The sequence below is a fragment of the Saccharopolyspora sp. NPDC000359 genome (assembly GCF_040300525.1).
GTDB lineage: Bacteria > Actinomycetota > Actinomycetes > Mycobacteriales > Pseudonocardiaceae > Saccharopolyspora.
The window spans coordinates 59,543-83,383 of sequence record NZ_JBEPDU010000034.1; the positions used below are offsets into that span (position 1 = coordinate 59,543).

Annotated in this window: 24 protein-coding genes; 9 read left to right on the plus strand and 15 right to left on the minus strand. The window is 71.2% G+C overall.

The features are described from left to right. The first annotated feature begins 43 nt into the window (after window positions 1–43). The 3 genes from ABT324_RS21555 to ABT324_RS21565 are packed head-to-tail and all read left to right on the plus strand — an operon-like array spanning window position 44 to window position 1,638. Window positions 44–469, plus strand: a complete 426-nt coding sequence (locus ABT324_RS21555) for a roadblock/LC7 domain-containing protein (protein WP_093155918.1) — start codon at window positions 44–46, stop codon at window positions 467–469. A gap of 7 nt (window positions 470–476) precedes the next feature. Then, complete coding sequence (locus tag ABT324_RS21560; RefSeq protein WP_351180323.1) at window positions 477–1,031, plus strand: DUF742 domain-containing protein; 555 nt, start codon at window positions 477–479, stop codon at window positions 1,029–1,031. Beyond that, window positions 1,012–1,638 (plus strand): GTP-binding protein, encoded by a 627-nt coding sequence (locus tag ABT324_RS21565; RefSeq protein WP_502949780.1) that lies wholly within the window; start codon window positions 1,012–1,014, stop codon window positions 1,636–1,638. Before ABT324_RS21560 ends, ABT324_RS21565 begins: the two co-directional genes overlap by 20 nt. Window positions 1,639–1,693: 55 nt before the next feature. On the opposite strand, the gene ABT324_RS21570 is transcribed toward ABT324_RS21565, so the two are convergent. Continuing rightward, window positions 1,694–2,509: an SAM-dependent methyltransferase gene (locus ABT324_RS21570; RefSeq protein ID WP_351180326.1), complete on the minus strand. Its 816-nt coding sequence runs from the start codon at window positions 2,507–2,509 to the stop codon at window positions 1,694–1,696. A 75-nt stretch (window positions 2,510–2,584) separates the two neighbouring features. Continuing rightward, window positions 2,585–3,691, minus strand: coding sequence for a winged helix DNA-binding domain-containing protein (locus tag ABT324_RS21575; protein WP_351180330.1), 1,107 nt, complete (start codon window positions 3,689–3,691; stop codon window positions 2,585–2,587). Between the two features lie 68 nt (window positions 3,692–3,759). On the opposite strand from ABT324_RS21575, the gene dprE2 reads away from it, so the two are divergent. Further along, window positions 3,760–4,503: a decaprenylphospho-beta-D-erythro-pentofuranosid-2-ulose 2-reductase gene (gene dprE2, locus ABT324_RS21580; RefSeq protein WP_351180333.1), complete on the plus strand. Its 744-nt coding sequence runs from the start codon at window positions 3,760–3,762 to the stop codon at window positions 4,501–4,503. A gap of 162 nt (window positions 4,504–4,665) precedes the next feature. Here the strand turns inward: dprE2 and ABT324_RS21585 are convergent, their stop codons facing one another. After that, window positions 4,666–5,376, minus strand: a complete 711-nt coding sequence (locus tag ABT324_RS21585) for an ArsR/SmtB family transcription factor (protein WP_351180336.1) — start codon at window positions 5,374–5,376, stop codon at window positions 4,666–4,668. Window positions 5,377–5,440: 64 nt separating this feature from the next. On the opposite strand from ABT324_RS21585, the gene ABT324_RS21590 reads away from it, so the two are divergent. Further along, the gene (locus ABT324_RS21590) at window positions 5,441–6,217 is read left to right on the plus strand and encodes an isocitrate lyase/PEP mutase family protein (protein ID WP_351180339.1); all 777 of its coding nucleotides are present in this window, start codon (window positions 5,441–5,443) and stop codon (window positions 6,215–6,217) included. On the opposite strand, the gene ABT324_RS21595 is transcribed toward ABT324_RS21590, so the two are convergent. From ABT324_RS21595 to ABT324_RS21640, 10 genes are all read right to left on the minus strand, one after another. Then, window positions 6,172–6,915, minus strand: coding sequence for a dienelactone hydrolase family protein (locus ABT324_RS21595; protein WP_351180342.1), 744 nt, complete (start codon window positions 6,913–6,915; stop codon window positions 6,172–6,174). The genes ABT324_RS21590 and ABT324_RS21595 overlap by 46 nt on opposite strands. A 157-nt stretch (window positions 6,916–7,072) precedes the next feature. Then, the gene (locus tag ABT324_RS21600) at window positions 7,073–8,116 is read right to left on the minus strand and encodes a peroxidase-related enzyme (protein WP_351180345.1); all 1,044 of its coding nucleotides are present in this window, start codon (window positions 8,114–8,116) and stop codon (window positions 7,073–7,075) included. A 96-nt stretch (window positions 8,117–8,212) separates the two neighbouring features. Then, window positions 8,213–9,706 carry a helix-turn-helix domain-containing protein gene (locus tag ABT324_RS21605; RefSeq protein ID WP_351180348.1) on the minus strand — a complete coding sequence of 498 codons (1,494 nt, stop codon included), beginning with the start codon at window positions 9,704–9,706 and terminating at the stop codon, window positions 8,213–8,215. After that, the gene (locus tag ABT324_RS21610; protein ID WP_351180351.1) at window positions 9,703–10,785 is read right to left on the minus strand and encodes a DUF917 domain-containing protein; all 1,083 of its coding nucleotides are present in this window, start codon (window positions 10,783–10,785) and stop codon (window positions 9,703–9,705) included. The genes ABT324_RS21605 and ABT324_RS21610 overlap by 4 nt, the downstream gene beginning before the upstream one ends. 808 nt (window positions 10,786–11,593) lie before the next feature. After that, window positions 11,594–12,694: an S-methyl thiohydantoin desulfurase family protein gene (locus ABT324_RS21615; protein ID WP_351180354.1), complete on the minus strand. Its 1,101-nt coding sequence runs from the start codon at window positions 12,692–12,694 to the stop codon at window positions 11,594–11,596. Beyond that, a complete protein-coding gene (locus tag ABT324_RS21620) occupies window positions 12,691–13,761 on the minus strand; it encodes an S-methyl thiohydantoin desulfurase family protein (protein ID WP_351180357.1) in 1,071 nt (356 codons plus the stop codon). The genes ABT324_RS21615 and ABT324_RS21620 overlap by 4 nt, the downstream gene beginning before the upstream one ends. 2 nt (window positions 13,762–13,763) lie before the next feature. Then, window positions 13,764–15,308 carry a hydantoinase/oxoprolinase N-terminal domain-containing protein gene (locus ABT324_RS21625; protein WP_351180360.1) on the minus strand — a complete coding sequence of 515 codons (1,545 nt, stop codon included), beginning with the start codon at window positions 15,306–15,308 and terminating at the stop codon, window positions 13,764–13,766. A 28-nt stretch (window positions 15,309–15,336) separates the two neighbouring features. Beyond that, window positions 15,337–16,662: a purine-cytosine permease family protein gene (locus tag ABT324_RS21630; protein ID WP_351180363.1), complete on the minus strand. Its 1,326-nt coding sequence runs from the start codon at window positions 16,660–16,662 to the stop codon at window positions 15,337–15,339. A gap of 171 nt (window positions 16,663–16,833) precedes the next feature. Continuing rightward, window positions 16,834–18,288 carry an MFS transporter gene (locus ABT324_RS21635; RefSeq protein WP_351180366.1) on the minus strand — a complete coding sequence of 485 codons (1,455 nt, stop codon included), beginning with the start codon at window positions 18,286–18,288 and terminating at the stop codon, window positions 16,834–16,836. 8 nt (window positions 18,289–18,296) lie between these two features. Then, window positions 18,297–18,851: an NADPH-dependent FMN reductase gene (locus tag ABT324_RS21640; protein ID WP_351180369.1), complete on the minus strand. Its 555-nt coding sequence runs from the start codon at window positions 18,849–18,851 to the stop codon at window positions 18,297–18,299. A gap of 102 nt (window positions 18,852–18,953) precedes the next feature. Between ABT324_RS21640 and ABT324_RS21645 the strand changes: the two genes are divergently transcribed. Then, a complete protein-coding gene (locus ABT324_RS21645) occupies window positions 18,954–19,589 on the plus strand; it encodes a TetR/AcrR family transcriptional regulator (RefSeq protein WP_351180372.1) in 636 nt (211 codons plus the stop codon). Here ABT324_RS21645 and ABT324_RS21650 read toward each other — a convergent pair. Both ABT324_RS21650 and ABT324_RS21655 read right to left on the minus strand, forming a co-directional pair. Next, complete coding sequence (locus tag ABT324_RS21650; RefSeq protein ID WP_351180375.1) at window positions 19,574–20,257, minus strand: alpha/beta fold hydrolase; 684 nt, start codon at window positions 20,255–20,257, stop codon at window positions 19,574–19,576. The two genes, ABT324_RS21645 and ABT324_RS21650, sit on opposite strands and share 16 nt — an antisense overlap. A gap of 68 nt (window positions 20,258–20,325) precedes the next feature. Next, window positions 20,326–20,796, minus strand: a complete 471-nt coding sequence (locus ABT324_RS21655) for a MarR family winged helix-turn-helix transcriptional regulator (protein ID WP_351180378.1) — start codon at window positions 20,794–20,796, stop codon at window positions 20,326–20,328. A gap of 57 nt (window positions 20,797–20,853) precedes the next feature. Between ABT324_RS21655 and ABT324_RS21660 the strand changes: the two genes are divergently transcribed. The 3 genes from ABT324_RS21660 to ABT324_RS21670 all read left to right on the plus strand — a co-directional run bounded on the left by ABT324_RS21660 (window position 20,854) and on the right by ABT324_RS21670 (window position 23,705). Then, complete coding sequence (locus ABT324_RS21660; RefSeq protein WP_351180381.1) at window positions 20,854–21,417, plus strand: carboxymuconolactone decarboxylase family protein; 564 nt, start codon at window positions 20,854–20,856, stop codon at window positions 21,415–21,417. Window positions 21,418–21,462: 45 nt separating this feature from the next. Next, window positions 21,463–22,428, plus strand: coding sequence for a nucleoside hydrolase (locus ABT324_RS21665; protein WP_351180384.1), 966 nt, complete (start codon window positions 21,463–21,465; stop codon window positions 22,426–22,428). Between the two features lie 125 nt (window positions 22,429–22,553). Further along, the gene (locus ABT324_RS21670) at window positions 22,554–23,705 is read left to right on the plus strand and encodes a YDG/SRA domain-containing protein (protein WP_351180387.1); all 1,152 of its coding nucleotides are present in this window, start codon (window positions 22,554–22,556) and stop codon (window positions 23,703–23,705) included. Window positions 23,706–23,841 lie beyond the last annotated feature (136 nt).

The following is a 23,841-nucleotide window of genomic DNA, read 5'->3' on the forward strand; positions in this document are numbered from 1 at the left end:
CAGCGCGAAGGCGTGATCACCTCGGCGACGAACAGGAGGTTGCATGACTGCTCAGATGATTTCCCGCAGGTTCGGCTGGCTGATCACCGACTTCACCGAGCGCGTGGCCGGCGTGGCGCACGCGATAGTGGTTTCCGCCGATGGACTGGTGCTGACCGCTTCGGCCACCCTCCCCCGGGACCGGGCCGACCAGCTGGCGGCGGTCGCGTCGGGGCTGCTGAGCCTCACGCAGGGGTCGGCCAAGTGCTTCGAGGCCGGTCGCGTCGTGCAGACCATCGTGGAGATGGAGCGCGGCACGCTGCTGCAGATGGGCATCAGCGACGGTTCCTGCCTGACCGTGCTCGCCGCCCCGCAGTGCGACATGGGGCTGATCGCCTACGAGATGACCATGCTCGTGGAGCGCGTCGGCCAGATGCTGACCCCGGAGATCCGCTCGCAGCTGCAGGGCTCGACCGGCGCACTGGTGTGAGGACGCGATGAGCAGGAGATCGGAGTACCCGTCGCGGGGGCGAAGACGCGAGAGCAGTGCGGACGACGGCTTCGCCGACGTCGTCAACGGGTTCATGTTCGGCAGCGGCAAGCGCAAGCGCAAGGGCCGCGACGCAGACGAGCGGCACGAGGAGCCGCAGGAGGAGCGGTACGAGGCCCCCGAGGAGTCCTACGTGGACGAACCGGAGGAAGAGCCCGTCGCGCCTGCCGCGTCGAGCATCCGCTCCTACACCTGGACCGGTGGGCGCACCAGGTCCACCCACAGTTTGGAACTGGAGACCCTCGTTTCGGTCGGTGAGGGCTACCAGCCGGGCACCGCGGTGCGGCTGGAGCACCAGTCGATCGCCGAGCTGTGCCAGCAACCCCGGTCGGTCGCGGAAGTCGGGGCGCTGTTGTCAGTGCCGATCGGGGTGGCTCGCGTGCTGCTGGCCGACATGGCCGAACTGGGGTTGATCACCGTGCACCAGACGGTGAGCGAAAGCGGTAGCGCACCACACATGGTGTTGATGGAAAGGGTTTTGAGTGGACTCCGTCGGCTATAGCGCGCCCCGGATCGGCACCCCGCCGCAGCCCGCGAACAGCGCCGGCACCACGTCGACCTCGGCGAAAATCGTGGTGGCCGGTGGTTTCGGCGTGGGCAAGACGACCTTCGTCGGTTCGGTGTCGGAGATCGTGCCGCTGACCACCGAGGCGGTGATGACCGAGGCGAGTCGCGGCGTCGACGACCTGGACGCGACGCCGAACAAGGCGACCACCACCGTGGCGATGGACTTCGGCCGCATCACGCTGGCCTCGGACCTGATCCTGTACCTGTTCGGCACCCCGGGCCAGCAGCGGTTCTGGTTCATGTGGGACGACCTGGTCAAGGGCGCGATCGGCGCGGTCGTGCTGGTGGACACCCGGCGGCTGGCCGACTCGTTCTCGGCGATCGACTTCTTCGAGGACCGCGGCCTGCCCTACCTGGTCGGGGTGAACCTCTTCGACGGGAAGATGCTGCACTCCATCGAGCAGGTCCGCGAGGCGATGGCGATCGGTCCGGACGTGCCGATCGGCCCCTGCGACGCCCGGGACCGGGAATCCACCAAGCGCACCCTGATCGCGCTGGTGGAACACGCGATGCGGCACTGGACTTCGCGCCAGACGGGTTGATCCGCGCGCTGCGACGAGAACGGCCTGTGCCAGTGGGCACAGGCCGTTCCGCACGTCAGGGCTTGCGGGCGACCCCGCCGAGGAGGTTGTGCGACTCGGCGCTGGGCTCGCGCAGGCGCGGGCCGTCGGGCCACCAGTCGAAGAGGTAGGTCAGCCCCGGATCGACCATCTCCAGGCCCTCGAAGAGCGCGGTGATCTCCTCCCGGCGGCGGTAGTAGCAGCTGCCCATCATCTCGTTGAAGCGGGCCTGCGACTCCACCGCGAGCTTCTCGTGCTCGCTGCCGTCGGAGGGGTTGTACAGGTGCGAGATCGCGACGTACGAGCCCGGGGCCAGCGCGTCGACGTAGGCCTGCATGAGCCGCTGCGGACCTTCCTCGTCGGTCACGTGGTGCAGCGTGTTGCACTGGATCAGCGCGACCGGGCGGCTCAGGTCCAGGTGCTTGGTGACCAGCGGGTCGTTCAGGATCGCCGCCGGGTCGCGGAGGTCGCCCATCACGAAGTGGGTGTACTCGTTCTCCTCCAGCAGCGCGCGACCGTGCGCTGCCACCGACGGGTCGTTGTCGACGTAGACGACCTTGGCCTCGGCGTTGAGCCGCTGGGCCGCCTGGTGGGTGTTCTCCGCGGTGGGCAGGCCCGAGCCCAGGTCGAGGAACTGGTCGACCTCGGCGCTGCCCGCCAGGAACCGGACCACCCGGATCAGCCAGGCCCGGCAGATCCGCCCGACCTCGATGGCCTCCGGGGCGATCTGCTGGATCTGCCGCAGGACCTGGCGGTCCACCTCGAAGTTGTCCTTGCCGCCGACGAAAGCGTCGTAGACCCGCGCGATGCTGGGCTTGGTGGTGTCGATCTGCGGCCGGTCAACATCTGGCATGGCGTGGGGTCCGCTCGGTCCGGGGGTAACGATCTAGCTCAGGGTATGTCCCGGACCTGATCCGGTAAACACCCGTTACTGCTCGGCTTCGGTGATCTGCACTGCGCGCTCGGCGGCCCCGGGTTCGGCGAACGCCAGCAACCGGCGGCCTTCCAGCTCGAGCGCCTCCGCGTCGGCGCCGGACAGCGCCCGGTAGGAGGTGATCTCCAGCGTCGCGATATCCCGCTTTCGAGTGATTTGCCAAGTGCCGTGCAGGAAGCCGTCCACCAGGACCGTGCCGGGCAGCACCGCGTTCTTCACGCTGAACAGCCGCTTCCGGTCCGCCTCGGACATCACCCGGGTGCGGTCCTGGTGGGAGAGCAGGATGTTGTCGAAGGGCGGGAGGAAGCGCGGTGGGCACGGCAGGTCCGGGTCCGGCAGCGGGGCGTCCGGCAGGTCGAGCAGTTCGCGCCCGGCCTCGTCACGGGAGCTGCGGAGGTCCAGGTCGCGCACGACCTCCTTGAGCCCGGTCAACCCCGACCACGCCTGCATGTCCGCGACGGTGGCCGGGCCGAACGCCGCGAGGTAGCGGCGCAGCACCCCGTGCAGCGACGGCGCCTCGGCGAGCGGGCGGCCGAGCCAGGTCTCGGCCGTGGCGTGGACCGGCTGGCCGCTGCGGCCCCAGATCGCGCGCGGCGGGATCTGCACCAGCGGCAGCGAGTTCCGGACCGCGAACGCCAGCGCGGCCGGGGACCGGTCGGGCCACCGCTCGGCGAGCAGCGGGCGCAGCTGGGCGGCGGTGCGGGGCTGCTCGTCCAACAGCTTCCGGGCGAAGGCGGTGAGCTCGTCCCGGTCGAGGTCGACGAGGTGGGCGCGGTGCTGGGTGTGGCCGGACAGGTGGCGGTCCAGAAGCGGCTGCACCAACGGCCGCAGCAGCAGGCAGTCCTCGGCGGAGACCAGGTGCACCGTGCCGCGCATCAGCACGGTGCGGACGGCGCTGCGGTCCAGCAGCCGGTCGGCCAGGTCGTCCGGGCGGAAGGTGGCGAGGCGGGTCCACAGCCCGAAGTACGGGGGGAACGGCGCCTGCGCCTGCATCCCGACCAGGTGCTCCACCGCCTCCATCGCGGACATCCCCGATCGCCGCAGCAGGAGCTGGCGGTGCAGCGTCGCGCGGTTGAGCTGGCGTTGGGTGAGGGCGGTCATCGGTCTCCTTCCGGCCGCAGCGACAGTACGTGCGCGCACCGACGTGCGGCGGTGGCAGACTTGCCGCGATGAGCGGAGCGGTACTGGTCCTCGGGGGCCGCAGCGAGATCGGTGTGGCGGTGGCGGAGCGCCTCGTCAAGCAGGGGCACGGCAAGGTGGTGCTGGCGGCCCGGCGGTCCGCGGACCTCGACGCCGAGGAAGCCGTGCTCCGCCAGGTCGGCGCGACCGACGTGGCGCGGGTGGAGTTCGACGCGGACGACGTGAGCAGCCACGCCGAGCTGCTGCGCGGCATCGTCGACGCGCACGGCCCGATCGATGTGGCGGTGACCGCCTTCGGGCTGCTCGGCGACCAGGAGCGCGCGGAGCGCGACGCGGCGCACGCGGTCCAGATCGTGCACACCGACTACGTCGCGCACATCAGCGTCCTGACGCACCTGGCGAACCTGCTGCGCGAGCAGGGGAGTGGCCGGATCGTGGTGTTCTCCTCCGTGGCCGGGGTCCGGGTGCGCCGCGCGAACTACGTGTACGGATCGGCCAAGGCCGGGCTCGACGGGTTCGCCAACGGCCTGTCGGACGCGTTGGTCGGCAGCGGTGTGGACCTGCTGATCGTGCGACCGGGTTTCGTCATCGGGCGGATGACCCAGGGCATGAGCCCGGCCCCGTGGTCCAGCACGCCCGACCAGGTCGCGGACGCGACCGTCGCGGCCCTGCGACGTGGCCGCCGCGTGGTGTGGGTGCCGCGGATCCTGCGCTGGGTGTTCGCGGCGATGCGCCTGGTCCCCCAACCCATCTGGCGCCGCATGCCCCGCTAGCCCCGGCGGGCGGCGCGGCGGCGCGGTTCCGATGGAAGCTGAACGTCCGACTTCCCTCGAACTTGCGGGAGGGCCCCGGGTCGTGTGGATGGCTCGTCCATATCCTCCGGCGTGTCGTGCGCCCGACACACCGGTGTTTACAGTTTCAATTGAAACTGTGGTTCAGGTGAGGTCGAGGTCGTTGGGGTTGATGGCTAGGTGGTCCCGGAGGGCGGTGGTTCCGAGTGGGGTTAGGCGGACCGCGCGGCCCTTGCCGATTCGCTTGATCCAGCCCTTGGTCAGGAAGCTGCGGAGGAGGTGGGCGCCTGCGGTGCCGGCCAGGTGGGAGCGGCGCTCGGTCCAGTCCAGGCAGGCGCGGGCCAGGGGGCGCTTGGTGCTGCGGAGGTCTGCTTCGGCGATGCCCAGCCCGTCGGTCAGCCAGGTGAGGCCGGTGTCGGTGATGGCGAACCCGTCGGATTGGTCGAGCAGCCCGGCCGTGGTCATGCCGTCGGTGATCGCCACGCCGAGGCGGCCCGCCAGGTGGTCGTAGCAGGTTCGGCCGTTGGCCAGTGCCGCGGAGGCGCTGATCGCGCGCAGCCCGGTCGCCGGGCGCTGGGCCGGACCAAGGTGGCTGATGAACGCTTCGAGGAGGTCGGCCGCCTGCTCGTTCGCCAGCTGCACGTAGCGGTGCCGCCCTTGCCGGTGTTCGGTGAGTAACCCGCCCTCGACCAGCCGGTTCAGGTGTTCGCTGGCCGTCGAGACCGCGACTCCCGCGTGCCCGGCGAGTTCGGTCGCCGTCCAGGCCCGCCCGTCCAGCAGCGCCAGGCAGAACGCGGCCCGGGTCGGGTCGGCGAGCAGCGCGGCGAGCCGGGCCACGTCGCGTTCGATGGTCATGCGGCCATTCTCCGCCGACGACACTTCGGCGGGGACCGAAGCGTCCAGTCCCTACCGTGGCGGCATGTCAGGAGAATTCCACGCACTCCACCGGGCGGAAGCTCTGCTGCTGCTGCCGAACGCCTGGGACTTCACCTCCGCCGCAGCGCTCGTCGCGGAGGGTTTCGCGGTGATCGGCACGACCAGCCTCGGCGTGGCCGCCGCGCACGGGGAGCCGGACGGGGAAGGCCGGACCAGGGCGCAGACGGTCGAGCTCGCTGCCCGCCTGGTCAAGTTGCCCCGGCCGATCAGCGTCGATGTCGAAGCGGGATTCGGTGATCCGGCCGGGCTCGCCGCCGAGCTCGCCGAGCTGGGGGCGGCCGGGATCAACCTGGAAGATGGTCTTGCTGACCCCGTCCGCCAGCAGGAGGTCATCACCGAGGTGAAGCGGCGGGCCCCGGACCTGTTCCTCAACGCGCGCACCGACACCTACTGGCTCGGCGAGGCGCCGTCGCTGGAGGACACGATCGACCGCGTGGTTCGCTACGCGGCGGCTGGCGCGGACGGCGTCTTCGTGCCGGGCATGACCGCCCCCGAGGACATCCGCGCAGTGGTGGATGCGGTTCAGGTGCCGGTCAACGTCCTCTTCCAGCCGGGTCAGCGCATCGGCGAACTCACCGCGCTCGGCGTTCGGCGGGTGAGCACGGGATCGCTGCTCTATCGCGCCGCCCTGCACGGTGCGCTGACCACCGCGCGCGCCGTGCGCGACGGTTCGCCGGTGGCGTCCGGTGTGCCGGGCTACCCAGCTGTCCAGGACTACATCGGTGGCGGTCGCCGACGTGGTGCCGGTGGCTTCCAGTGACCGCCGTCCGGGCCGGTCGGGCGCTCGACGCCGGCGCCGAGGTAGGTGCGGAACCAGTCGGCGGCCAGCTCCGAGACCCGCTCCAGCGCACCAGGCTCCTCGAACAAGTGACCGGCGTGCGGCACGATCTCGATCTTGACGTCGGTCAGCGGTAGCGCGGTGAGCAGTTCGACCGCCTGGCGGTTCAGGTTGAGCACCTCGCGGTCGTTGCTGCCAACGACCAGCAGCGTGGGGGCCCGCACCGAATCCAGCCCGTCACCGGCCAGGTCGGGGCGGCCGCCGCGCGACACCACTGCGGCGACGCGGTCCGGTCGGCGCCCCGCGGCCTTCAGCGCGGCGGCGGCGCCGGTGCTGGCGCCGAACAACCCGACCGGCATGCCGCGGGTGGCGGACCAGGCGTCGAGCTCGTCGATGGCGGGCACCAGGCGGTCGGCGAGCAGGTCGATGTCGAAGCGCAGTTCGTGGGTGTGCTGGTCGCGCTTGGCCTCCTCGGGGGTGAGCAGGTCGAGCAGCATGGTGCCGAATCCGGCGCTCTGCAGCGATTCCGCGACGGCGCGGTTTCGGGGGCTGTGCCGGGAGCTCCCGGAACCGTGCGCGAACAGGACCACCGCCCGGGCAGGCGGTGGCACGACCAAATCCCCTTCGAGGTCACCCCCGGGGGTCTTGACGATCACCGGCTCGGTTGCGACTTGAACCATGTGAGCCTCCTCCAGTTCCGCACGCTCCGGCTACCCCGGCGCGCGGAACCCGACACGCCGAGGAGTCCACCCCTCCACTGTCCGCCGACGGGTGGTGAGCCGCGAGATCAGCGGAGGCCCGACGTGCGCGGTTCCAGTGGAGGTCGCATCGAGCCGGTCACCAGTCCGTGTCGCGGGTGGTCGCGTTGCCGAGGGTCATCGCCAGGCGGTTGGTCCAGGCCGTCATGGCCGCAGCGGCGATCAGGTCGCGGATGCCCTCGGCGGTCACGCCAGCGGCGCGGAGGCGGCCCACGTGCGCCGCGGTCAGGGCGGTCGGGGTGGGGGCGAGCGCACCCGCCGCGTCGACGATGGCGCGCTGGCGCTGGTCGGGCACCGCTGCCGGACCAGCCTCCGCCAGGGCCACCGCGGTCACCCGGTCGCCGGACAGCTCGACCTGGCGGCGGCCGTGCACGCCGGAGGAGAGCTCGCAGCCGGTGCGCAGGGACGCGGCGAGCGCGGCCAGTTCCCGCTCGGCGGTGGCCAGTTCACCCGGATCGGTCATGACCGCGTTGTAGAGCGCGCTGCACGCCTCCAGGGCTTCCGGGTCGTGCTGCAGCGCCTCGTCGAAGGAGTCCGCCTCCACCCACGGCACCCAGCGCATCTTCGGGAACGCCTCCTCCGGCGCCGGCAGCTCGCAGCCCTCCGCGGTGGACCCGACCGCGATGGTGTTGGCCGGTTCCGCACCCGGCCCGGCGTCGGACTCCACGACCAGCTGCAGCCCGCGCACCAACCGGAGCCGGAAGCTGCTGGCCGCCACCACCTGGGCAGCCGCCACGACCTGCGCCGTGCTGAAGCCGTGCGCCCGCAGCTCGCCGATCTCGGCGACGGTCACGTCAGCCGGGTCGAGCGCGACCTGCTCGCAGTGCGCGAGCAGCGCCTGCTGCGCCTCGGACAGCTCGCCCCACCGGTCGATGTCCCGGACGACGTCGGCGGCACCCTCGCCGACCAGCGCATCGAGCTCCGCGGCCAGCTCGTCGGCGTGCTCCGGCTGGTCGTTCACCAGCGCGACGCGGAGCGCGATCCGGGTGCGGTCGGCCCGGTCCAGGGCGGACTGGTCGGCCGGGCGGAGCACGGCGGCGTCGACGTTCGCGGTCAGCTCGCGCACGTCCGGTCGGAGCACGGTCAGCACCGCGTCGGCGCGGACACTGCTTGCGGTCGTCATAGGCATCCTTGTCCGGTTGAACGGCTTTCCGCGGGTAGTTTTCCACCGACCGCAGCAACCCCCACGAGTGCCCGACCGATCACGAACAGTGCCGAGCTAGTCCTCGGCGAGGGTGACGGCGCGGCAGGCCAGGTGAAGCGCCAGGCGTTCGTCGCGGTGGCCCAGGTCGACGGCGAGGAGGCGTTCGATCCGCTCGATGCGGGCCGCGACGGTGTTGCGGTGCACGCCGAGCACCGCCGCGGTCTCCGCGATCGACGACTCGGCGTCCAGGTACGCGGCGAGGGTGCGGACCAGGTCGCCGGGCTGCCCGCGCAGCGGGGCGATGAGGGTGCGGGCGGCGGGTTCGAAGGTGTCCGTGCGGGTCCACTCCAGCAGCAGCTGGGCCATGCCGAGCTGGTCGACGTGCAGGAAGCGACCCGACTCCGGGCGGGTCCGGGCCATCCGAGCGGCGTCGGTGGCCTCGGCGATGGTGGTCGCCAGCCCGTCGGCCTGCGGGTGCGGGCGGCCGACCCCCACGTGCACGTCCAGGGTCCGCTGCAGTTCGTGGGTGGCGGCGCGCAGCTGCGCGGCCAGCGACCGCACCCGGTCGGCGGTCGGCTCCTGCTCGGAAGTCACCCAGCTGGTCCAGCCGTCGCCGTGCTCGACCACCACCGCGTCGACGCCCTCGGCGCGCAGCACCCGCTCGACCTCCTGGCTGCGGGCCACGGTGTCCACCGTGGACTGAGCGCCGATCCGGATGCCGACGTGCCAGCCACCGAGGCTCCAGCCCGCGTCGGCCGCGCGGCGGCGCAGGTCGGCGGTCGGTTCGTCGTCCAGTCGCAGGAGATCACCCAGCAGCGCGGCCCGGGAGCGCGCGTCGCGCTCCAGCTCGAGCCGGTTGGCGAGCAGCCAACGCTGCACCGCCGCGGCGGCGACCGACAGCGCCTGCGGCACGACGTCGGCGCGCGCCGCGTCAGGCAGCTCGGTGGCCAGCCACAGTGCGGGGCGGGGTGCGTCCATCAGCACCGGGTGCGCGAGGAGCACGCCGTCGTCGAGGTCGGCGCGCTGCGGGACCGGTTCGTGCGCGCGGACTTCGGTGGCGTGCGGGAGTTCCCCGGCGATCGGCGTGCCGCTGTCGTCGAGCAGGGCGACCGGTGCGCGCAGCAGGTCGCGCAAGGTGGCGACGACCTCCTCCGGCGGCCGGATGCGCGGGCCGAGCGCGTCGTGGGTGGCCAGCACCAGGTCGGCGCGGTCGAGCGCCGGGGCGGCCAGCAGCAGGCGGGCCGAGATCAGCAGGTCCAGCGGGGCAGCGGTGGCGGCCAGCAGCGGGACGTCGAGGCGTTCGGCGAGCAGTCGGGTGGAGTCCAGCAAGCCGCCCTCCGGCAGCAGGACCCCGGCGCCAGCGGCGTCGGCGACGCGGCGGAGCAACGCGTCGATGCGCCAGTCGGTGGCCGGGACCGGCTGCACCAGCACCACGAGCTCGCCGGGTTCGACGGCGCGGTGGGCCATCGGGCGAGCCAAGCGCACGACGCGGTCGACATCGCCCGCCAGCACCCGCACCGACTCGCGCCACTCCGGCACCGCGAGCAGCCGACGCACGCTGATGCTCATCGCCGCACCTCCAGGACCGGGTCGCAGTCGATGCCGAACGCGCGCGGCGCGAGCACCGGCAGGTGGCGCGGGTCGGTCCAGAACGGGGCGGCGGGCAGTTGCAGGACGGCGACCTCGACGCCCCGGCGGACGACGTCGCACGGGATCGGCACGCCGGTGCGGTGGTCGAGCAGCGCGAGCACGTCCGGTGTGGACGCGACCGGCTCGCCGTCGCGCATCGCGAACAGGTACTCGTTCTCCATCTCCAGACGGATCAGCGTCCGGGACCGATGGTCCCGGACCGTCGCGCTGCCGCGGGCGAACCCGGTCCGGCCGTGCTTGCCGGGACCCGGCCGCCGCGACACCTCGACCACGCGGCCCGAGCCGAGCACCCGCCCGCCGGTGGTCGCTGCGAGAGCCTCGGCGTCCGCCGAAAGTGCTTGGCGGCCCAGGGAGAGCGCGGAGCTCACGGTGTCCGGGATCGCGCAGTCCGCCAGCTCGGCGGCGGGGATCGGGGCGAGCACGAGGACCGCCCAACCACCGGCACCGGCTAGGAAGGCGCGCGCGGTGCGCTCGACCTCGGCCGCGGTCGCCTCGGCGAGGACCAGCACCTGACCACCGGGCTCGGCCAGCACGAGAGGCGTCAGCCCCTTGCCCGCGGCGGCGACGGAGAGCTGGTCGAGCCGGGGCACGCCGCGCCCCGACAGGTCGGCGTCCGCCACCGGGAGGCCGAGCTGGCCGCCCACGACCAGCGGAACGATCCCGTTGAGCCCGCCGACCTCGATCGAGACGAGAGCATCGGTTCGGCGCCCGGTCCACCGCTCGACCGCGGCGATGGCGTCCCGGAACTCCGCTCCGCTGGGCAACTTCTCGGCGAACACGGCGGTCGCCCCGATCACCCCGATCGGCACGACCTGAGCATCGCGGGCCAACTCCCCGAGCGGCGTGAGCGCGTTCCGGTCGCCAGCGGCGAGCCGGCCGCGCAGCAGCGCGGCGGCGGTGACGGTGTCGCCGCCACCACCGGACCCGAGCAGCGCGACGCCCCGCTCCAGCGCGGGAACGTCCGCAAGGCCGACCTCCACGCCCACAGCCTGCCCCATCAGCACAAACCCAACCCAGCCGGGCACCACCCCGACCTGGCGCGGCCCCCGGCCAAGCCGTGCGCTGGCCTCGCCACGAACGAGCCCGTGTCCGTTCCGCACGGTTCCGCAGTTTCAATTGAAACTGCAATCCCCGGCGTGTCGGGACCCCGACACGCCGGAGGGTTTTCGCCGGGTTCTGGAGGACTGCGGAGCCTCGATGTCCCAGGTTTGGCCGGGCGTGTCCCTGGCTCGGTCGGACGCCTCTTCGGCCTGGCCGCGCACTGTTCGTAGCTCAACCAGGCGCAGTCCTGGACCTTGCCGGGCGCCGCCCCCGGCCTAGTCGGCCGCTCATCTCGGCTCGAACGGGTCCTGTGTCCGTTTCGTGTGGTTTCACAGTTTCAATTGAAACTGTATTCCCCGGTGTGTCGGGACCCCGACACGCGGGAGGGTTCCGCCGGGCGCCGGATGCCGGATGCCGGATGCCGGATGCCGGAGCCGGATGCCGGGTGTCCGGTGCCTGGGGTTGGCGCCTGCGGGTTGGGGGCCTCGATGTCTCGATGTCTCCCGGTCTGGCTAGGCATCCTCCCCAGTGCGATCGGGCATCGCCTCGGGTTGGTGTCCTCTTTGGCTGAGGTGGACGTTGGTCTTGACTTGAACGGACCCCGGTGTCTGTTTTGCGCTGTTCCGCAGTTTCAATTGAAACTGCGGTTCCCCGGCATGTCGGGACCCCGACACGCCGGAGGGGCAGTCCGGGGTGTCGGGGCCCGCGATCCCAGTGGAAGTCGGACACCCGATTTCCACTGGGATCGCATGACACCCCAGGGGGTCAGGGGGTGTTGAGGTCCTCGACGGGGTGGTAATCGTGCGGGAGGCCGAAGGCCTTGGGGCCGAAGACGGCCAGGGCCTCCGGGGTGCGCATCAGGGCCGGGGTGGAGATGCCGATGACCGTGATCCGCTGGCCGTAGCGGAGGGTTTCGGTGGTGATCGGTTCCGCCTGCTCGGCGTCCAGCACGCACACCAGGTCCGGGACCACGCACCGCACCTCGCCGTCGACCAGCGCCACCAGGTTCTCGTTCTGGAACTCCAGGTCGAGCCGGTGCTGGCCGTCGAAGGAGACCGCCGCCGCGCGTCCGCGCGCGAACCCCGCCTCGGTGCGCCGCTCGACGTCGGAGACCTTGCCGCGGAACAGCACCCGCAGGTGCCCGTACGAGGTGTCCGCCAGGACCTCGCCGAGGCGCGCGACCGGGTCGGCGTTGCGCTCGCGCGCCTCGCGGATGGCCGCGCCGATGGTGTGCGCCAGCGTGAGCGTGCGCGGGATGGCGGTGCGCTTCACGTCCGCCCCGCTCATCGAGTACTCGGCGATGTGCGCGACCCCGCCCAGCCGGATGGTGACCCCGCGGGCCAGCCACTCCATCCGCGCGTTGTCGCTGCCCGCGTCGATCACCGTGGTCTCGCCGCGCTCCCCGGCCACCGCCATCGGCGACCCGGTCACGCCGTACACCCCGAAGGTCTCCATCTGCAGCTCCGGGAACGCCCGCCCCATGCCGTCGGCGTCGACCACCGGCAGCCCGGCGCGGGCGGCCACCACCAGCGGGATCATCGAGTTGATCCCGCCGCACTCGATCGGCATCGTCGCGCTCGCGCGCACCCCCAGGTAGGACTCCAGCGCGCGCAGCGCGGTCACCGCCTCCTCGCCGCTCGGGACCTTCTCGTGCACCACCGTGGGCGCGCCCATCTGCGCGGTCGGGATCACCAGCGCGTCGTCGTCCACTTCGGACGGGTCGAGCACGGTGACCGGCCCGTGCTCGCGGATCGCCTGCTGCACCAGCAACCGTCCCACGTACGGGTCTCCGCCACCTCCGGTGCCCAGCAGGGCCGCGCCGCGGGCCAGGTCGGTCAGGTGCTCCTCGGTCAGCTGCCAGCTCACTGCCGGACTCCCACCGGGTCGATGTCGTAGCCGAAGTAGCGCGGTCCGGCCAGTTCCAGGCCCTCCGGGCTGTGCCAGCGCGGGTCGGCGGGCGCGGCGATGACCGCCACCCGCTGGCCGAAGCGCATCGCCTCGGTGGTGACCGCTTCGCCGCTCTCCCGGTCCAGGACGCAGATCAGGTCCGGCACCGAGGCCAGCACGGTGCCGTCGCGCTCGGCGACCAGGTGCTCGTTCTGGAACCGCAGCACCAGCTCGGACCCGCTGTGGTCGTCCATGCCGACCAGCCGCGCGTCGCCGCGGGCGAAGCCGGACAGGGTGCGCCGCGAGACGTCGACGACCTTGCCGGTGAACAGCCGGCGCCCGCCCAGCCGCTCGACCACGGCGTCCACCGGGTCGCGGTGCTCCGCCTGCGCGGTGGCCACCAGGCTCCCCAGCTCCGCGCACAGCGTCAGCGTGCCCGGCACCAGGGACTCGCGGGCCTGCTCACCGGTCATGGCGAAGCTGCTGATCATCGCCGAGCAGCCCATGTCGATGGTGGCGCTGCGGGCCAGCCGCTCCGCCCAGCGGTTGTCCACGGTGTCGAGGACCCCGCGGTTGCCCTTCTCGTCGGCGATGGCCATCGGCGTGGCGCGCACGCCGTACAGCGTCGGCAGCACCATCTGGATCTCCGGGAACGCCCGCCCCATGCCGTCGGCGTCGATCAGTGGCAGGCCGAGCTGCGCCGCGGCCGCGACCGGGATCAGCGAGTTGACGCCACCGGCTTCGGCGCAGGCGATGTGCGTGAGCTCGCGGCCCAGGTAGTCGGCGAGGGTGTGGGCGGCCAGCCCGATCTGCTCGATCGACGGCAGCTTCTCGACCATCACGGTCGGCGCGCCCATCATCGCCACCGGCAACACCGCGGCGTCCGCCGGGACCTCGTCCAGCGGGGTCAGGGCGACCGGGCCGTGCTCGCGCAGCGAGGCGCTGGCCAGCAGGCGGCCGATGTGCGGGTCGCCGCCCCCACCGGTGCCCAGGATGGCCGCGCCGCGGGCGATGTCGGCCAGGTCGGTCTGTGCGATCTCGCGCATGCTCACGCCTCCAGCTGCAGGTCGCCGACGGCCTTCACCCGGATCCGGGTCGCGTTGCCCGGCAGGTACGGGATGGGCACCTCGTCGAAGTCCACGATGTCCACTGTGGATGGACTGGCGCCCGCGGACACCGCCCGGTCGACGGCTTCCTGCTTGGCGTCGTCGACCACCGATTCGCGGCGGCCCGGCTCGATCGCGTACACCCGGTCCACCTCGCCGCCGATCTGCGCGATCGCGGCCCCGATGGCGTTGGCCACCGCGTAGTTCTCCGGCCGGTGCACCGCGCCCGCGTCGCCGAGCTCGTCCGGCAGCAGCACCGAACCACCGCCGACGGCGACCACCGGCAGCGGCTCGGCGGAGGTCCGCATCCGCTCGACGGCGTCCGCGTTGTCCGCGGCGATGCGCTCCAGCGCGGCCCGCACGAGGCCCCCGTCGAGGTGCTTGACCAGGGAGGGGTCGCCGATCTCGGCGCGTCCGGCGGCCACCGCGATGTCCGTCGCGGTCAGCGTGTCCCCGCCGAACACCAGGGCCTTCGAGGTCAGCTGGTAGCCCACCGACTCCGGGCCGACGGCCACCGGTTCGCCATGCACCAGGCTGCCGCCGCCGATGCCGATGGACAGCACGTCCGGCATCCGGAAGTTGGTGCGGATCCCGGCGACGCTGACCGCGGTCGTCGCCTCCCGCGGGAAGCCCTGGTTGAGCACGCCGACGTCGCTGGTGGTGCCGCCGACGTCGATCACCGCGCAGGTGTCCAGGCCGGACAGCACGGCGGCGCCGCGCATCGAGTTGGTCGGGCCGGAGGCGAAGGTCGCCACCGGGTAGCGGCGGGCGAAGTCGACGTCCATCAGGGTGCCGTCGTTCTGGCTCAGGTACAGCGGGGCGGTGATGCCCGCGCCGGTCACCGACGCGGCCAGGCCGTCCACGATGTTGGCCGCCAGCTCCCGCAGCGCGGCGTTGATGACGGTGGCGTTCTCCCGCTCCAGCAGGCCGATCCGGCCGATCTCGTGGGACAGCGAGATGGCCACGTCCGGCAGCTCGGCGGCGATCAGCTCCGCGGCGCGCTGCTCGAAGTCGTGGTTGACCGGGGAGAACACCGAGGTGATGGCGACGCTGCGGACCCCGTTGCGGCCCATGTCGTCGATGGCCTTGCGCAGTTCCGCCTCGTCCAGCTCGGCGATGTGCCGACCGTCGAACTCGTGCCCGCCGTGGCACAGGTAGCTGCGCCCGGACACCGCGTCGACCAGCCGCTGCGGCCAGTCCACCATCGGCGGCAGCGACGCCCCGGCGGGCAGGCTCAGCCGCACGGCGGCGGTCGGGGCGAGGCGCCGGGCCTCGATGAGCGCGTTGATGAAGTGCGTGGTGCCGATCATCACCGCGCGCACCCCGGCCGGGTCGAAGGCGTGCTGCTGCTGGAGGCCGTCGATGGCGGCGACGATGCCGGAGGTGACGTCGCTGGTGGTGCTCATCTTGACGGCGGCGAGCACCTTCGTGCCGTCCAGCAGGACGGCGTCGGTGTTGGTGCCCCCGACGTCGATTCCGATGCGCAAGGCGCGACTCCTTTCGATTTGTGCGGAACTAGTTCGTGCGTTCCGGCTGGAGGGCGTCCGCTGCCGGGGCGCCGACGCCGCGGACGAGGCCGAGCTGGCCGGCGACGACGTAGAGCACGAACGCGAGGACCAGCGAGTTGATGCTCGGCAACCCGATCTCCACGAATCCGCCGACCAGCGCGGCGACCAGCCAGATGACCAGCGTCGCGGGCACCCAGTTCGGCGAGGAGGCGGGGATCTCGCCGCGCGCCCGCGAGGCTTCGAGCTCGCCGCGCCAGCGCCGCACGATGAAGTACTCGGCGACCATGATCCCGCCGATCGGGGGGAAGGCGACCCCGAGCACGGTGAGGAAGCCGGTGAACTGGTCGAGGATGCCGACCGCGGCCAGCACGCTGCCGATCAGGCCGAACACCGCGGTCGCGACGCCGCGGTTGAGCTTCTTTCCGAACACCGTGCCGACGAAGTTCACCAGGCCCAGCCCGGAGGAGTACAGGTTCCAGTCGTTGATTTTCAGGGTGCCCGCGACGATGACCAGGATGCCGACCCAGCCGACCGACGAGGTGACGATGGTGGTGATGTCGGCGGAGCGCACGGCGTGCGCGAGCAGCACCCCGGCCAGGCCGATCACGTACTCGCCGAGGGTGATGCCGACCAGCGTCTGCTTGACCACGTCGCCGACGGTGCGGTTGAAGCGGGTCATGTCCGGCGTGATCACCGCGCCGGTGATGAAGCCGCCCGCGACCAGCGTGGTGCCCTCCAGCAGCGACAGCTGCGGCCCGGGCGGCGCGGAGGCCATCAGCGCCCCGAGGTCGTGCTGCGTCAGCTCCACCCCGATCGACCAGGCGACCAGCACCAGGAAGGCGGGCACGGACACGTAGGCGACCCAGGCCATCGAGCGGAAGCCGCGCAGCACGATCGCGGTGACCAGCAGCCCGAACAGCAGCGACCAACCCCATTCGGGCAGGCCGCCGATCAGCGCGACCAGGCCCTTGGCCGACACCGCGGACTGGATGCCGAACCAGCCGATCAGGCTGATCGCGATGGCGAGCCCGATCAGCGCCGATCCGGCGCGGCCGAAGCCGGTCCAGCGCGCCAGCATCGAGGTGGACAGGCCCTCACGGGCGCCCATGATGCCGACGAAGATCGCCACGACCTCCAGGATCACGGCGCCGAGGGTCAGCGCGAGGAAGGCGTCCCAGAAGGTCATGCCGAAACCGAGCGCGGCGCCGAGCAGGAACTGGCTCAGCGCGGAGATCTGGCCGAACCGCTGCACGGCCACCGACCACCAGGAGTAGCGGGCGCGGTCGGGCACCCTGGTCAGCGCGTAGTCGTCGACCCCGACAGATGAAGCCATGCGAGCTCCTCGGGTTGGCTCAGGCGGTTGGCGGACACCGTAAGCCCTGATCAACCCGACGTCAGTGGGCCAACTGCACAGCCCGGTTGCTCCGGCAGTGCGACTAGCACAGCTCAAGGGGGGTCGTGAGTGCGTAACAGTGTTCGAACACTGTTACGCACTCACGACCCCTCAGGCCGCCGCTGGGACCGCAGGTTGCGGGCATCGCGTCCGGGGAGCCCGGAGCAGGACCGCCACGGCCACCGCCCCGAGCGCGGTCAGCCCCGCGATCGCCCAGAGCAGGACCTGCCAGGACTCGGTGAGGTGCCCGGCCAGGACGTCGTGCCCGGGCCCGGCGAGTGATCCGGTCGCCACCCGTCCCGCCTGCTCCGCGCCTATCCGTCCGGTCAGCAGGCTGATCAGCATCGACCCGAACAGCGCCAGCACCAGCGTCTGGGACCCGCCGCGCACGGTGTTGAGCAGCCCGGCGGCCATCCCGGCGCGGGACTGGTCCACCTGGTTCATCGCCTGCGCGTCGATCAGCCCGCTGGCCAGCCCGACCCCGGTGCCGATGGTCGCGAGCGGTCCGAGCAGCTGCCACGCCCCGATGCCCTGGTGCAGCGACGTCAGCCACGCGTTGCCCGCCGAGATCAGCAGCAATCCCGTGACGATCAGCAGCCGCGGGGAGGTGCCCCGGTTCACCAGCCGCCCGCCCAGCAGCGGCAGCACCAGCACCGGTGCCGTGGACATCAGCATGACCAGGCCGGAATCGCGGGCCGACAGCCCGTTCGAGCCTTGCAGGTAGGTGGGCAGGAACGAGGTCACCCCGCCGAAGCCCAGCACCATGACCACCCCGGCGAGCACCCAGCCGACGAACTTCCGGTTGCGCAGCAGGGAAAGGTCCAGCACCGGGTGCGCGCTGCGCCGCTCGACGAGCGCGAACGCGGTCAGCAGCACAGCACCGGCCGCGAGGAGGGAGAGCACGACCGCGCTCGTCCAACCCGCGCGGGAGCTCTGGGTGATGGCGAACATCGCAGACGCGAGCCCGCCGATGAAGGTCACCGCGCCGAGCCAGTCGGCGCGCGGTCGCTGCGCGGCGCGCGACTCGGTCATCGCGAAAGTGCCTGCTAGCAGCAGGATTCCGCCCAAGGCGAAGACGCCGAAGGTCGCCCGCCAACCCAGCGAACCGACCAGCCACCCGGCCAGCGTCGGACCGATCGCGAGCCCGACACCCGCCGTGGTGCCCATCGCGGCGAACGCCCTGGTCCGCTCGGCGCCGCTGAACGTCGTCGCCAGGATGGCGCCGCCACCGGCCATCACCCCGGCCGCGCCCACGCCGGTCACCGTGCGGGCGATGTCCAGCAGGAGGATGTTCGGCGTCAGCGCGGCGACCAGGCTGCCGACCGCGAACGTCGCCCCGCCGAACCGGTACACCCGCCGCCGCCCGAGCAGGTCGCCGGTCGACCCGGCGACCAGCATGAACGACGACGCGGTGAGGAAGTACCCGGTCACCACCCACTGCAGGGCGCCGCCGGAGGCGTCCAGCGCGGTCCCGATCTGCGGCAGCGCCACGGTGGTGCCGGACATGGACATCGGCAGCAGCAGGTAGCCGAGCAGCACGAACAGCAGGGTCAGCTGGTTCTTCACGGTCGCCCCTACGCGGCGTAGGGCTCGGCGGTCCGCGCGGTGCGCAGCGCGCGGGCCCACCAGGAGAGCTGGTTGAGCATCCCCTTCGCGGCGGCGTTGCAACCCTCGTCCAGCGGTGCGCCGTGCGCGTCGAAGCGGTCCCAGGCGTTGTGGAAGCTGACAGTGTCGCGGACGGTCACGGCGTGCAGCTCGGCGAAGACCAGCCGCAGCTGCTCGACGGCGCGCAGCCCGCCGCCCATCCCGCCGTAGGAGACGAAGCCGACCGGCTTGGCCTGCCATTCGGCGCGGTAGAGGTCGATGGCGTTCTTCAGCGCGGCGGGAAAGCTGTGGTTGTACTCGGGCGTGATGACGACGTAGGCGTCGGCCGCGGCCAGCCGTCCGGCCAGTTCGGTGACGTGCGGGTCGCCGAAGTCGAGGGTGGTGGGCAGCGGGACCTCGGCCAGGTCGATGACGTCGACGTCGCCGAACTGCTGCGCCTGCTCGACGAACCAGTTCGCCACGGTGGGGCCGAAGCGGCCTTCGCGGGTGCTCCCGATGATCACGGCCAGTCGCAGTGCGGACATCTTCGCTCCTCGATGCGTGCGGTGGAGGGGGACACCAGGTAAAGTACAACGTGCAGTGCACTTAGTGCAATGGTCGTTGTACTTTAGTTCGAGGAGGGTGCGGTGAGCAGGGAGAACGTCTCACGTCGAGGGGTGGAGAAGCGGCGGGCCATCCTCGAAGGGGCGCGGGAGGTCTTCGGTCGCGACGGCTACACCCGCGCCAGCATCGACTCGATCGCCAAGGTGGCCGAGGTGTCGACGCGCACCATCTACAACCACTTCGCGGACAAGGCGGAGCTGTTCCGCGAAGTGGTCCTGGAGAGCGGCGTGGAGGTCCGCGAGTCCCAGCTGGCCGACCTGGACAAGCACCTCGGCAAGATCGCCGACCTGGAGTCGGACCTGGTCGACCTCGGCCGCTCGTTCGTCCTGACGGCGAGCGAGTTCCGCGCGCACTTCGCCCTGGTGCGCCAGATCAACGCCGACGTCGGCCACATCCCGCCCGACGTCCTGGAGGCCTGGCAGGAAGCGGGTCCGCGCCGCGTACACGAGGCGCTGGCGAGCCGGTTGGCGGAGCTCGGCGAGCGGGGGCTGCTCGAGGTCGAGGACCCGAACCGGGTGGCCATGCACTTCATCGCGCTGGTGAGCACCGAGGCCCAGCTCCTCACCTACCAGGGCGCGCAACCGCTGGACGGCGCGGAGCTGGACGACATCGTGGTGGCCGGGGTCCGGGCCTTCCTCCGCGCCTACGGTCCGAAGTAGACGTTCGCGGGGGCGGCGTCGAGCAGGATCTCCCGGAAGTCGTCGAAGGCCTCGCGGATGATGTTGTGGCCGACCGGCAGCACGCGGACGTGCCACGACGGGTCGTCCGCCAGTCGCTCGTAGGTGGCGGTGAGCGGGGAGTTCTCGAACCCGGCGCAGTAGACGTACTCGCGGCGCGGAACCCGGCGGTGCGCTCCGGTCAACCGGATCCGCTGGGTGATCGTGGCCAGCGGGTGCGGCACCGCGCGCTCGTCCAGCACCGGCAGCGGCGCGAAGGCGAACCCGTCGGCACCGGCCCCGCCCGCGTACCACTCGTGCCAGGAGTCGTCGGTCAGCGACCAGACCGATTCGCCGTCCTCCGGCGCGAAGGCGTCGACGTGGAGCAGGCACGCGATCCGCTCCGGCACCCGGTCGGCGACGCCGGTGATCACCATCCCGGCGTAGCTGTGCCCGCAGAGCACGACGTCGCGCAGGTCCTCCGCCTCCAGCAACCGCACCACGTCGTCGATGTGGGTGTCCAGGTTGATGCCAGCGGCGGACTCCTCGGGGCCCAACCCGCTCAACGTCACTGGGTACGCGCTGTGGCCAGCGGCGCGCAGCTCCGCCGCGATCGGCTCGTACCACCAACCGCCGTGGCAAGCGCCCGGAACCAGTACGTAGTTCGCCATGTCCATCTCCTCCTCAGGGTGCTGCACTCGACCCTAGGAGGCCTTGAGGACAGGGACTGTCCACAAGGCTACGAGGAGAACCACCCTGGGACGTCCAGCCGGAAGGAGCTGTTCGGGGTCATCTCGCGCAAGCCGGACTCCAGGTCCCGCAACCGGTCCTCGCCCAGCGCTTCCGCCCACCGCGCGCGCAGGTCGTCGAAGATCGCCGCGGACTTCACCAGTGCGTCCACGCCCCGGTCGGTGAGCCGGAGGAGCTTGCGCCGGGCGTCCGCCGGGTCGTCGGCCCGCTCCGCATAACCCAGCTTCTCCAGGCGGTCGGCGGTCTTGCCGGCTGCCTGCTTCGAAATCCCGAGCTGTCGGCCCAGCTCGCTGGCGGTCGCGCCGTCCGGGCCGATGGCCTGCATCGCGAACCCGTACGCCGGCCGCACGTCGGGGTGGCCCTGTTCGGCGAGCTCGGCGTGCAGCTGGTCGATCAGCGACCGGAAGCCCGCGAACAGCAGCAGCGGCAGCTCGAATCCGGGAGCGTCAGCGCTTGCCATAATCGACAACCTCGTTTACCTTTTCGTCAACCACGTTGTCGATTCTAGGAGGACGGGTTGTTCGTCGACCACACCACCGAGACCGCCCCAGAAGCGTCCCGCCGCGCCATGCGAGCCACCACCGACCGCCTCGGCTACCTGCCCGCGCCCGTCGCGCGCCTCGCCGAATCACCGCACCTGCTCGACGGGTTCCTCAAGCTCAGCGCCATGTTCGAGGCGACGACCCTGGACCCGCTGGCCCGCGAAGTCGTCATCATGGCGATCGCCACCCGCAACGGGTGCCACGTCTGCGTCGCGATGCACACCGCGAAGCTGACCGGGCTGAACGCCCCGCCCGAACTCGTAGCGGCCCTGCGCGACCAGAAGCCGCTGGACGACCCCCGCCTCGAAGCGATCCGCACCTTCGCGCTGCAGCTCGTGGACCGAGCGGGCGCGGTGGAACCGGAGGACCTGCAGTCGTTCCTCGCCCACGGCTTCACCAAGCAGAACGCCCTGGAGGTCGTCCTGGGCATCGGCGCCTACACCACATCCACCCTGGCCAACCGGCTCACCGACGCTCCGCTGGACGAGCAGCTGGAACCCTTCGCCTGGAGCTCTTCCACCGGGGCGACGGTGCAGTAGGTTCGGTTCGACCGAGTGACCCTGGCCTGGCGAGCAGGAGAGGCGATGCCCGAGACCATTCCGCTGGTGATCGACACCGACACGGCGCAGGACGACTGCGTCGCCCTGCTCGTGGGCCTGCTCGACCCGCGCGCGGATCTGCGTGCCGTGACGATGGTGGCGGGCAACGTCGCGTTCGACAACCAGGTCCGCAATGCGTACATGACCTGCAACGTCGCCGGTCGGCTCGGTGAGGTGCCGATCCACCTGGGCTGCCGCCGCCCGATCGTCCGCCCGTGGGAGAGCGCGGAGAACGTGCACGGGGACGGCGCGGGCGGCCTGACGATGGACCTGACCGGCTGCGAACCGGAATCCGAGCACGCGGTGGACGCGCTGATCCGCCTGGCTGCGAAGAACCCGGGTGAGCTGACGATCGTGGCGATCGGCCCGCTGACCAACATCGCGACGGCGGCGGTCAAGGATCCGGACTTCGCCGGCAACGTCAAGGCCCTGTACGTGATGGGCGGCTCCAACAACGCCCGCGGCAACATCACCGCGGCGGCGGAGTTCAACTTCTACGTGGACCCGGAGGCGGCCAAGACGGTGTTCGCGGCCGGTTTCGAGGTCGTGGTGGTCCCCTGGGCCCCGCTGACCCTCGACCAAGCGGTGTTCGACGAGCCGAAGCTCGCCGAGATCGCGGCCCTGGGCACCCCGCTGGGCGACTTCTTCACCAAGGTCTGCGCAGCAACCCTCGACTTCGACCGCAGCGTGGGAATCGACGGAACAACCCACCCGGACTCCCTGACGGCAGCCCTCCTCCTGCACCCCGAACTGATCACCCGCAGCGCCCGCTACCACGTCGACGTCGAAACAGCAGGCGAGCTGACCCGAGGCTACGCAGCGATGTCCTGGGGAGTCCACGGCCTGGAGCCGAACGCGACGGTGATCGAAGAAATCAACGCCGCAGCGTTCCACACCTACATCAACCACCTCCTGTCAACCCCAACAACGCCACGCCGCGCGATGACGTGATGAAGGCTGAGCCCTTGCCAGCGCCACAAGAATACGGTCTGCCGCGCATTGGAGCCGTGACGTGTGGGCGTTGGTTATCTAGGCAAATTCGCCCGTTCGGGGGCTTCATTCCTTAAGGTGAGGGCATGGGGCTACGCGATCTGGACAGGGACGCCGTCGTCGCTGCAATGGCGGAATACGATGAGCTTGGGAAGCAAGGCTTTTGTCGGAAGTACGGTGTCAAGCCTTCGAATGAGCTGGCGATCGTCGAAGGCCGCCATGCCTACGACGTCGCCTCGATCATCGCGGGTGCGCACCGAGCTGTCACCGGATCACCGCTCGACCCGAAACAGCTCTCCGTGCGGGAGGAGCAAATCGCCGAGCTGGTGCGCTCTTTCGGCTTGACAGCCGTTCAACCGACGGTTGCCAGAACTTTGGTCGAAGCAGCGAACTACGGCGAGGTGCCAGGGGTCGAAGAAGGTCGTGTTTTCGCGAGTCGGCGGGAGCTGTACGACGCCGGCGTCCACCGGGCACTGCAAGACGGAATTGTGGGACCGAAGGACCGAGGCGCGGAGTCCATCGTCCTCTCCGGAGGCTACGAGGACGACGAGGACCACGGCACGGTCATCATCTACACCGGCCGTGGCGGACAGGACAGCAGGGGGCAGCAAATTAAGGACCAGACCTTTGCCGACCCGAAGAACGCCGCCCTGCGCACCAGCGCCTTCACTGGCGAACCAGTACGGGTGATCCGCGGGAGCAAGGCGGAGGGGTACCGGTACGACGGGCTCTACAACGTAGTGGAGGCGTGGCTGGGAAAGGGAGTTCGCGGGCACCAGATTTGCCGCTACCGCTTGGAGAAACATGGCAGCGGAACGTCGGTGGCGGACCTTCACGCGCCTGTGGTGGGGCAACCACTGCCAAGTGGTGTTGAAATGCCGGGGCGGCGTGCCGTCACGCAGCAGCGGATCGTTCGGTCGACCCGAGTTGCGGAAGGCGTCAAGAAAATCCACGACTACCGTTGCCAGATCTGTACAGTTCGATTGGAGATCGGCACCTACGCCTATGCCGAAGGTGCGCACATCAAGCCGCTGGGGACCCCGCACAACGGACCGGACGTCCCGGAGAACATCTTGTGCCTCTGCGCGAACTGCCACGTCCTCTTCGACAAGGGCGCGATCTTGATCGCGGATGACCTCACGGTTTTCCGCGCCGGGGGAGAGGCTCAACTGCGCGTTGACGACAGCCACTGGATCGATGTCAGGTATCTCGCATACCACCGGTCGATTCACTTGTAATCCCGTCTGTCGCCCTGGTCAGGTCGGCTCGCCGCGGCGGGGTGGTGGCCGGGCGCGGGGAGGGGGTCGCCGAACCGATCGGGGACCAGCCGATCTGGGCGCACGCCCGGATCGTGCGCCGGGACGGCGACCACCG

Coding starts and splice junctions, on each gene's coding strand:
- ABT324_RS21555 (WP_093155918.1), top strand. CDS start 44: ATGACTGCTCAGATGATTTCCCGCAGGTTCGGCTGGCTGATCACCGAC.
- ABT324_RS21560 (WP_351180323.1), top strand. CDS start 477: ATGAGCAGGAGATCGGAGTACCCGTCGCGGGGGCGAAGACGCGAGAGC.
- ABT324_RS21570 (WP_351180326.1), bottom strand. CDS start 2,509: ATGCCAGATGTTGACCGGCCGCAGATCGACACCACCAAGCCCAGCATC.
- ABT324_RS21575 (WP_351180330.1), bottom strand. CDS start 3,691: ATGACCGCCCTCACCCAACGCCAGCTCAACCGCGCGACGCTGCACCGC.
- dprE2 (WP_351180333.1), top strand. CDS start 3,760: ATGAGCGGAGCGGTACTGGTCCTCGGGGGCCGCAGCGAGATCGGTGTG.
- ABT324_RS21585 (WP_351180336.1), bottom strand. CDS start 5,376: ATGACCATCGAACGCGACGTGGCCCGGCTCGCCGCGCTGCTCGCCGAC.
- ABT324_RS21590 (WP_351180339.1), top strand. CDS start 5,441: ATGTCAGGAGAATTCCACGCACTCCACCGGGCGGAAGCTCTGCTGCTG.
- ABT324_RS21595 (WP_351180342.1), bottom strand. CDS start 6,915: ATGGTTCAAGTCGCAACCGAGCCGGTGATCGTCAAGACCCCCGGGGGT.
- ABT324_RS21600 (WP_351180345.1), bottom strand. CDS start 8,116: ATGACGACCGCAAGCAGTGTCCGCGCCGACGCGGTGCTGACCGTGCTC.
- ABT324_RS21605 (WP_351180348.1), bottom strand. CDS start 9,706: ATGAGCATCAGCGTGCGTCGGCTGCTCGCGGTGCCGGAGTGGCGCGAG.
- ABT324_RS21610 (WP_351180351.1), bottom strand. CDS start 10,785: ATGGGGCAGGCTGTGGGCGTGGAGGTCGGCCTTGCGGACGTTCCCGCG.
- ABT324_RS21620 (WP_351180357.1), bottom strand. CDS start 13,761: ATGCGCGAGATCGCACAGACCGACCTGGCCGACATCGCCCGCGGCGCG.
- ABT324_RS21630 (WP_351180363.1), bottom strand. CDS start 16,662: ATGGCTTCATCTGTCGGGGTCGACGACTACGCGCTGACCAGGGTGCCC.
- ABT324_RS21640 (WP_351180369.1), bottom strand. CDS start 18,851: ATGTCCGCACTGCGACTGGCCGTGATCATCGGGAGCACCCGCGAAGGC.
- ABT324_RS21650 (WP_351180375.1), bottom strand. CDS start 20,257: ATGGCGAACTACGTACTGGTTCCGGGCGCTTGCCACGGCGGTTGGTGG.
- ABT324_RS21655 (WP_351180378.1), bottom strand. CDS start 20,796: ATGGCAAGCGCTGACGCTCCCGGATTCGAGCTGCCGCTGCTGCTGTTC.
- ABT324_RS21665 (WP_351180384.1), top strand. CDS start 21,463: ATGCCCGAGACCATTCCGCTGGTGATCGACACCGACACGGCGCAGGAC.
- ABT324_RS21670 (WP_351180387.1), top strand. CDS start 22,554: ATGGGGCTACGCGATCTGGACAGGGACGCCGTCGTCGCTGCAATGGCG.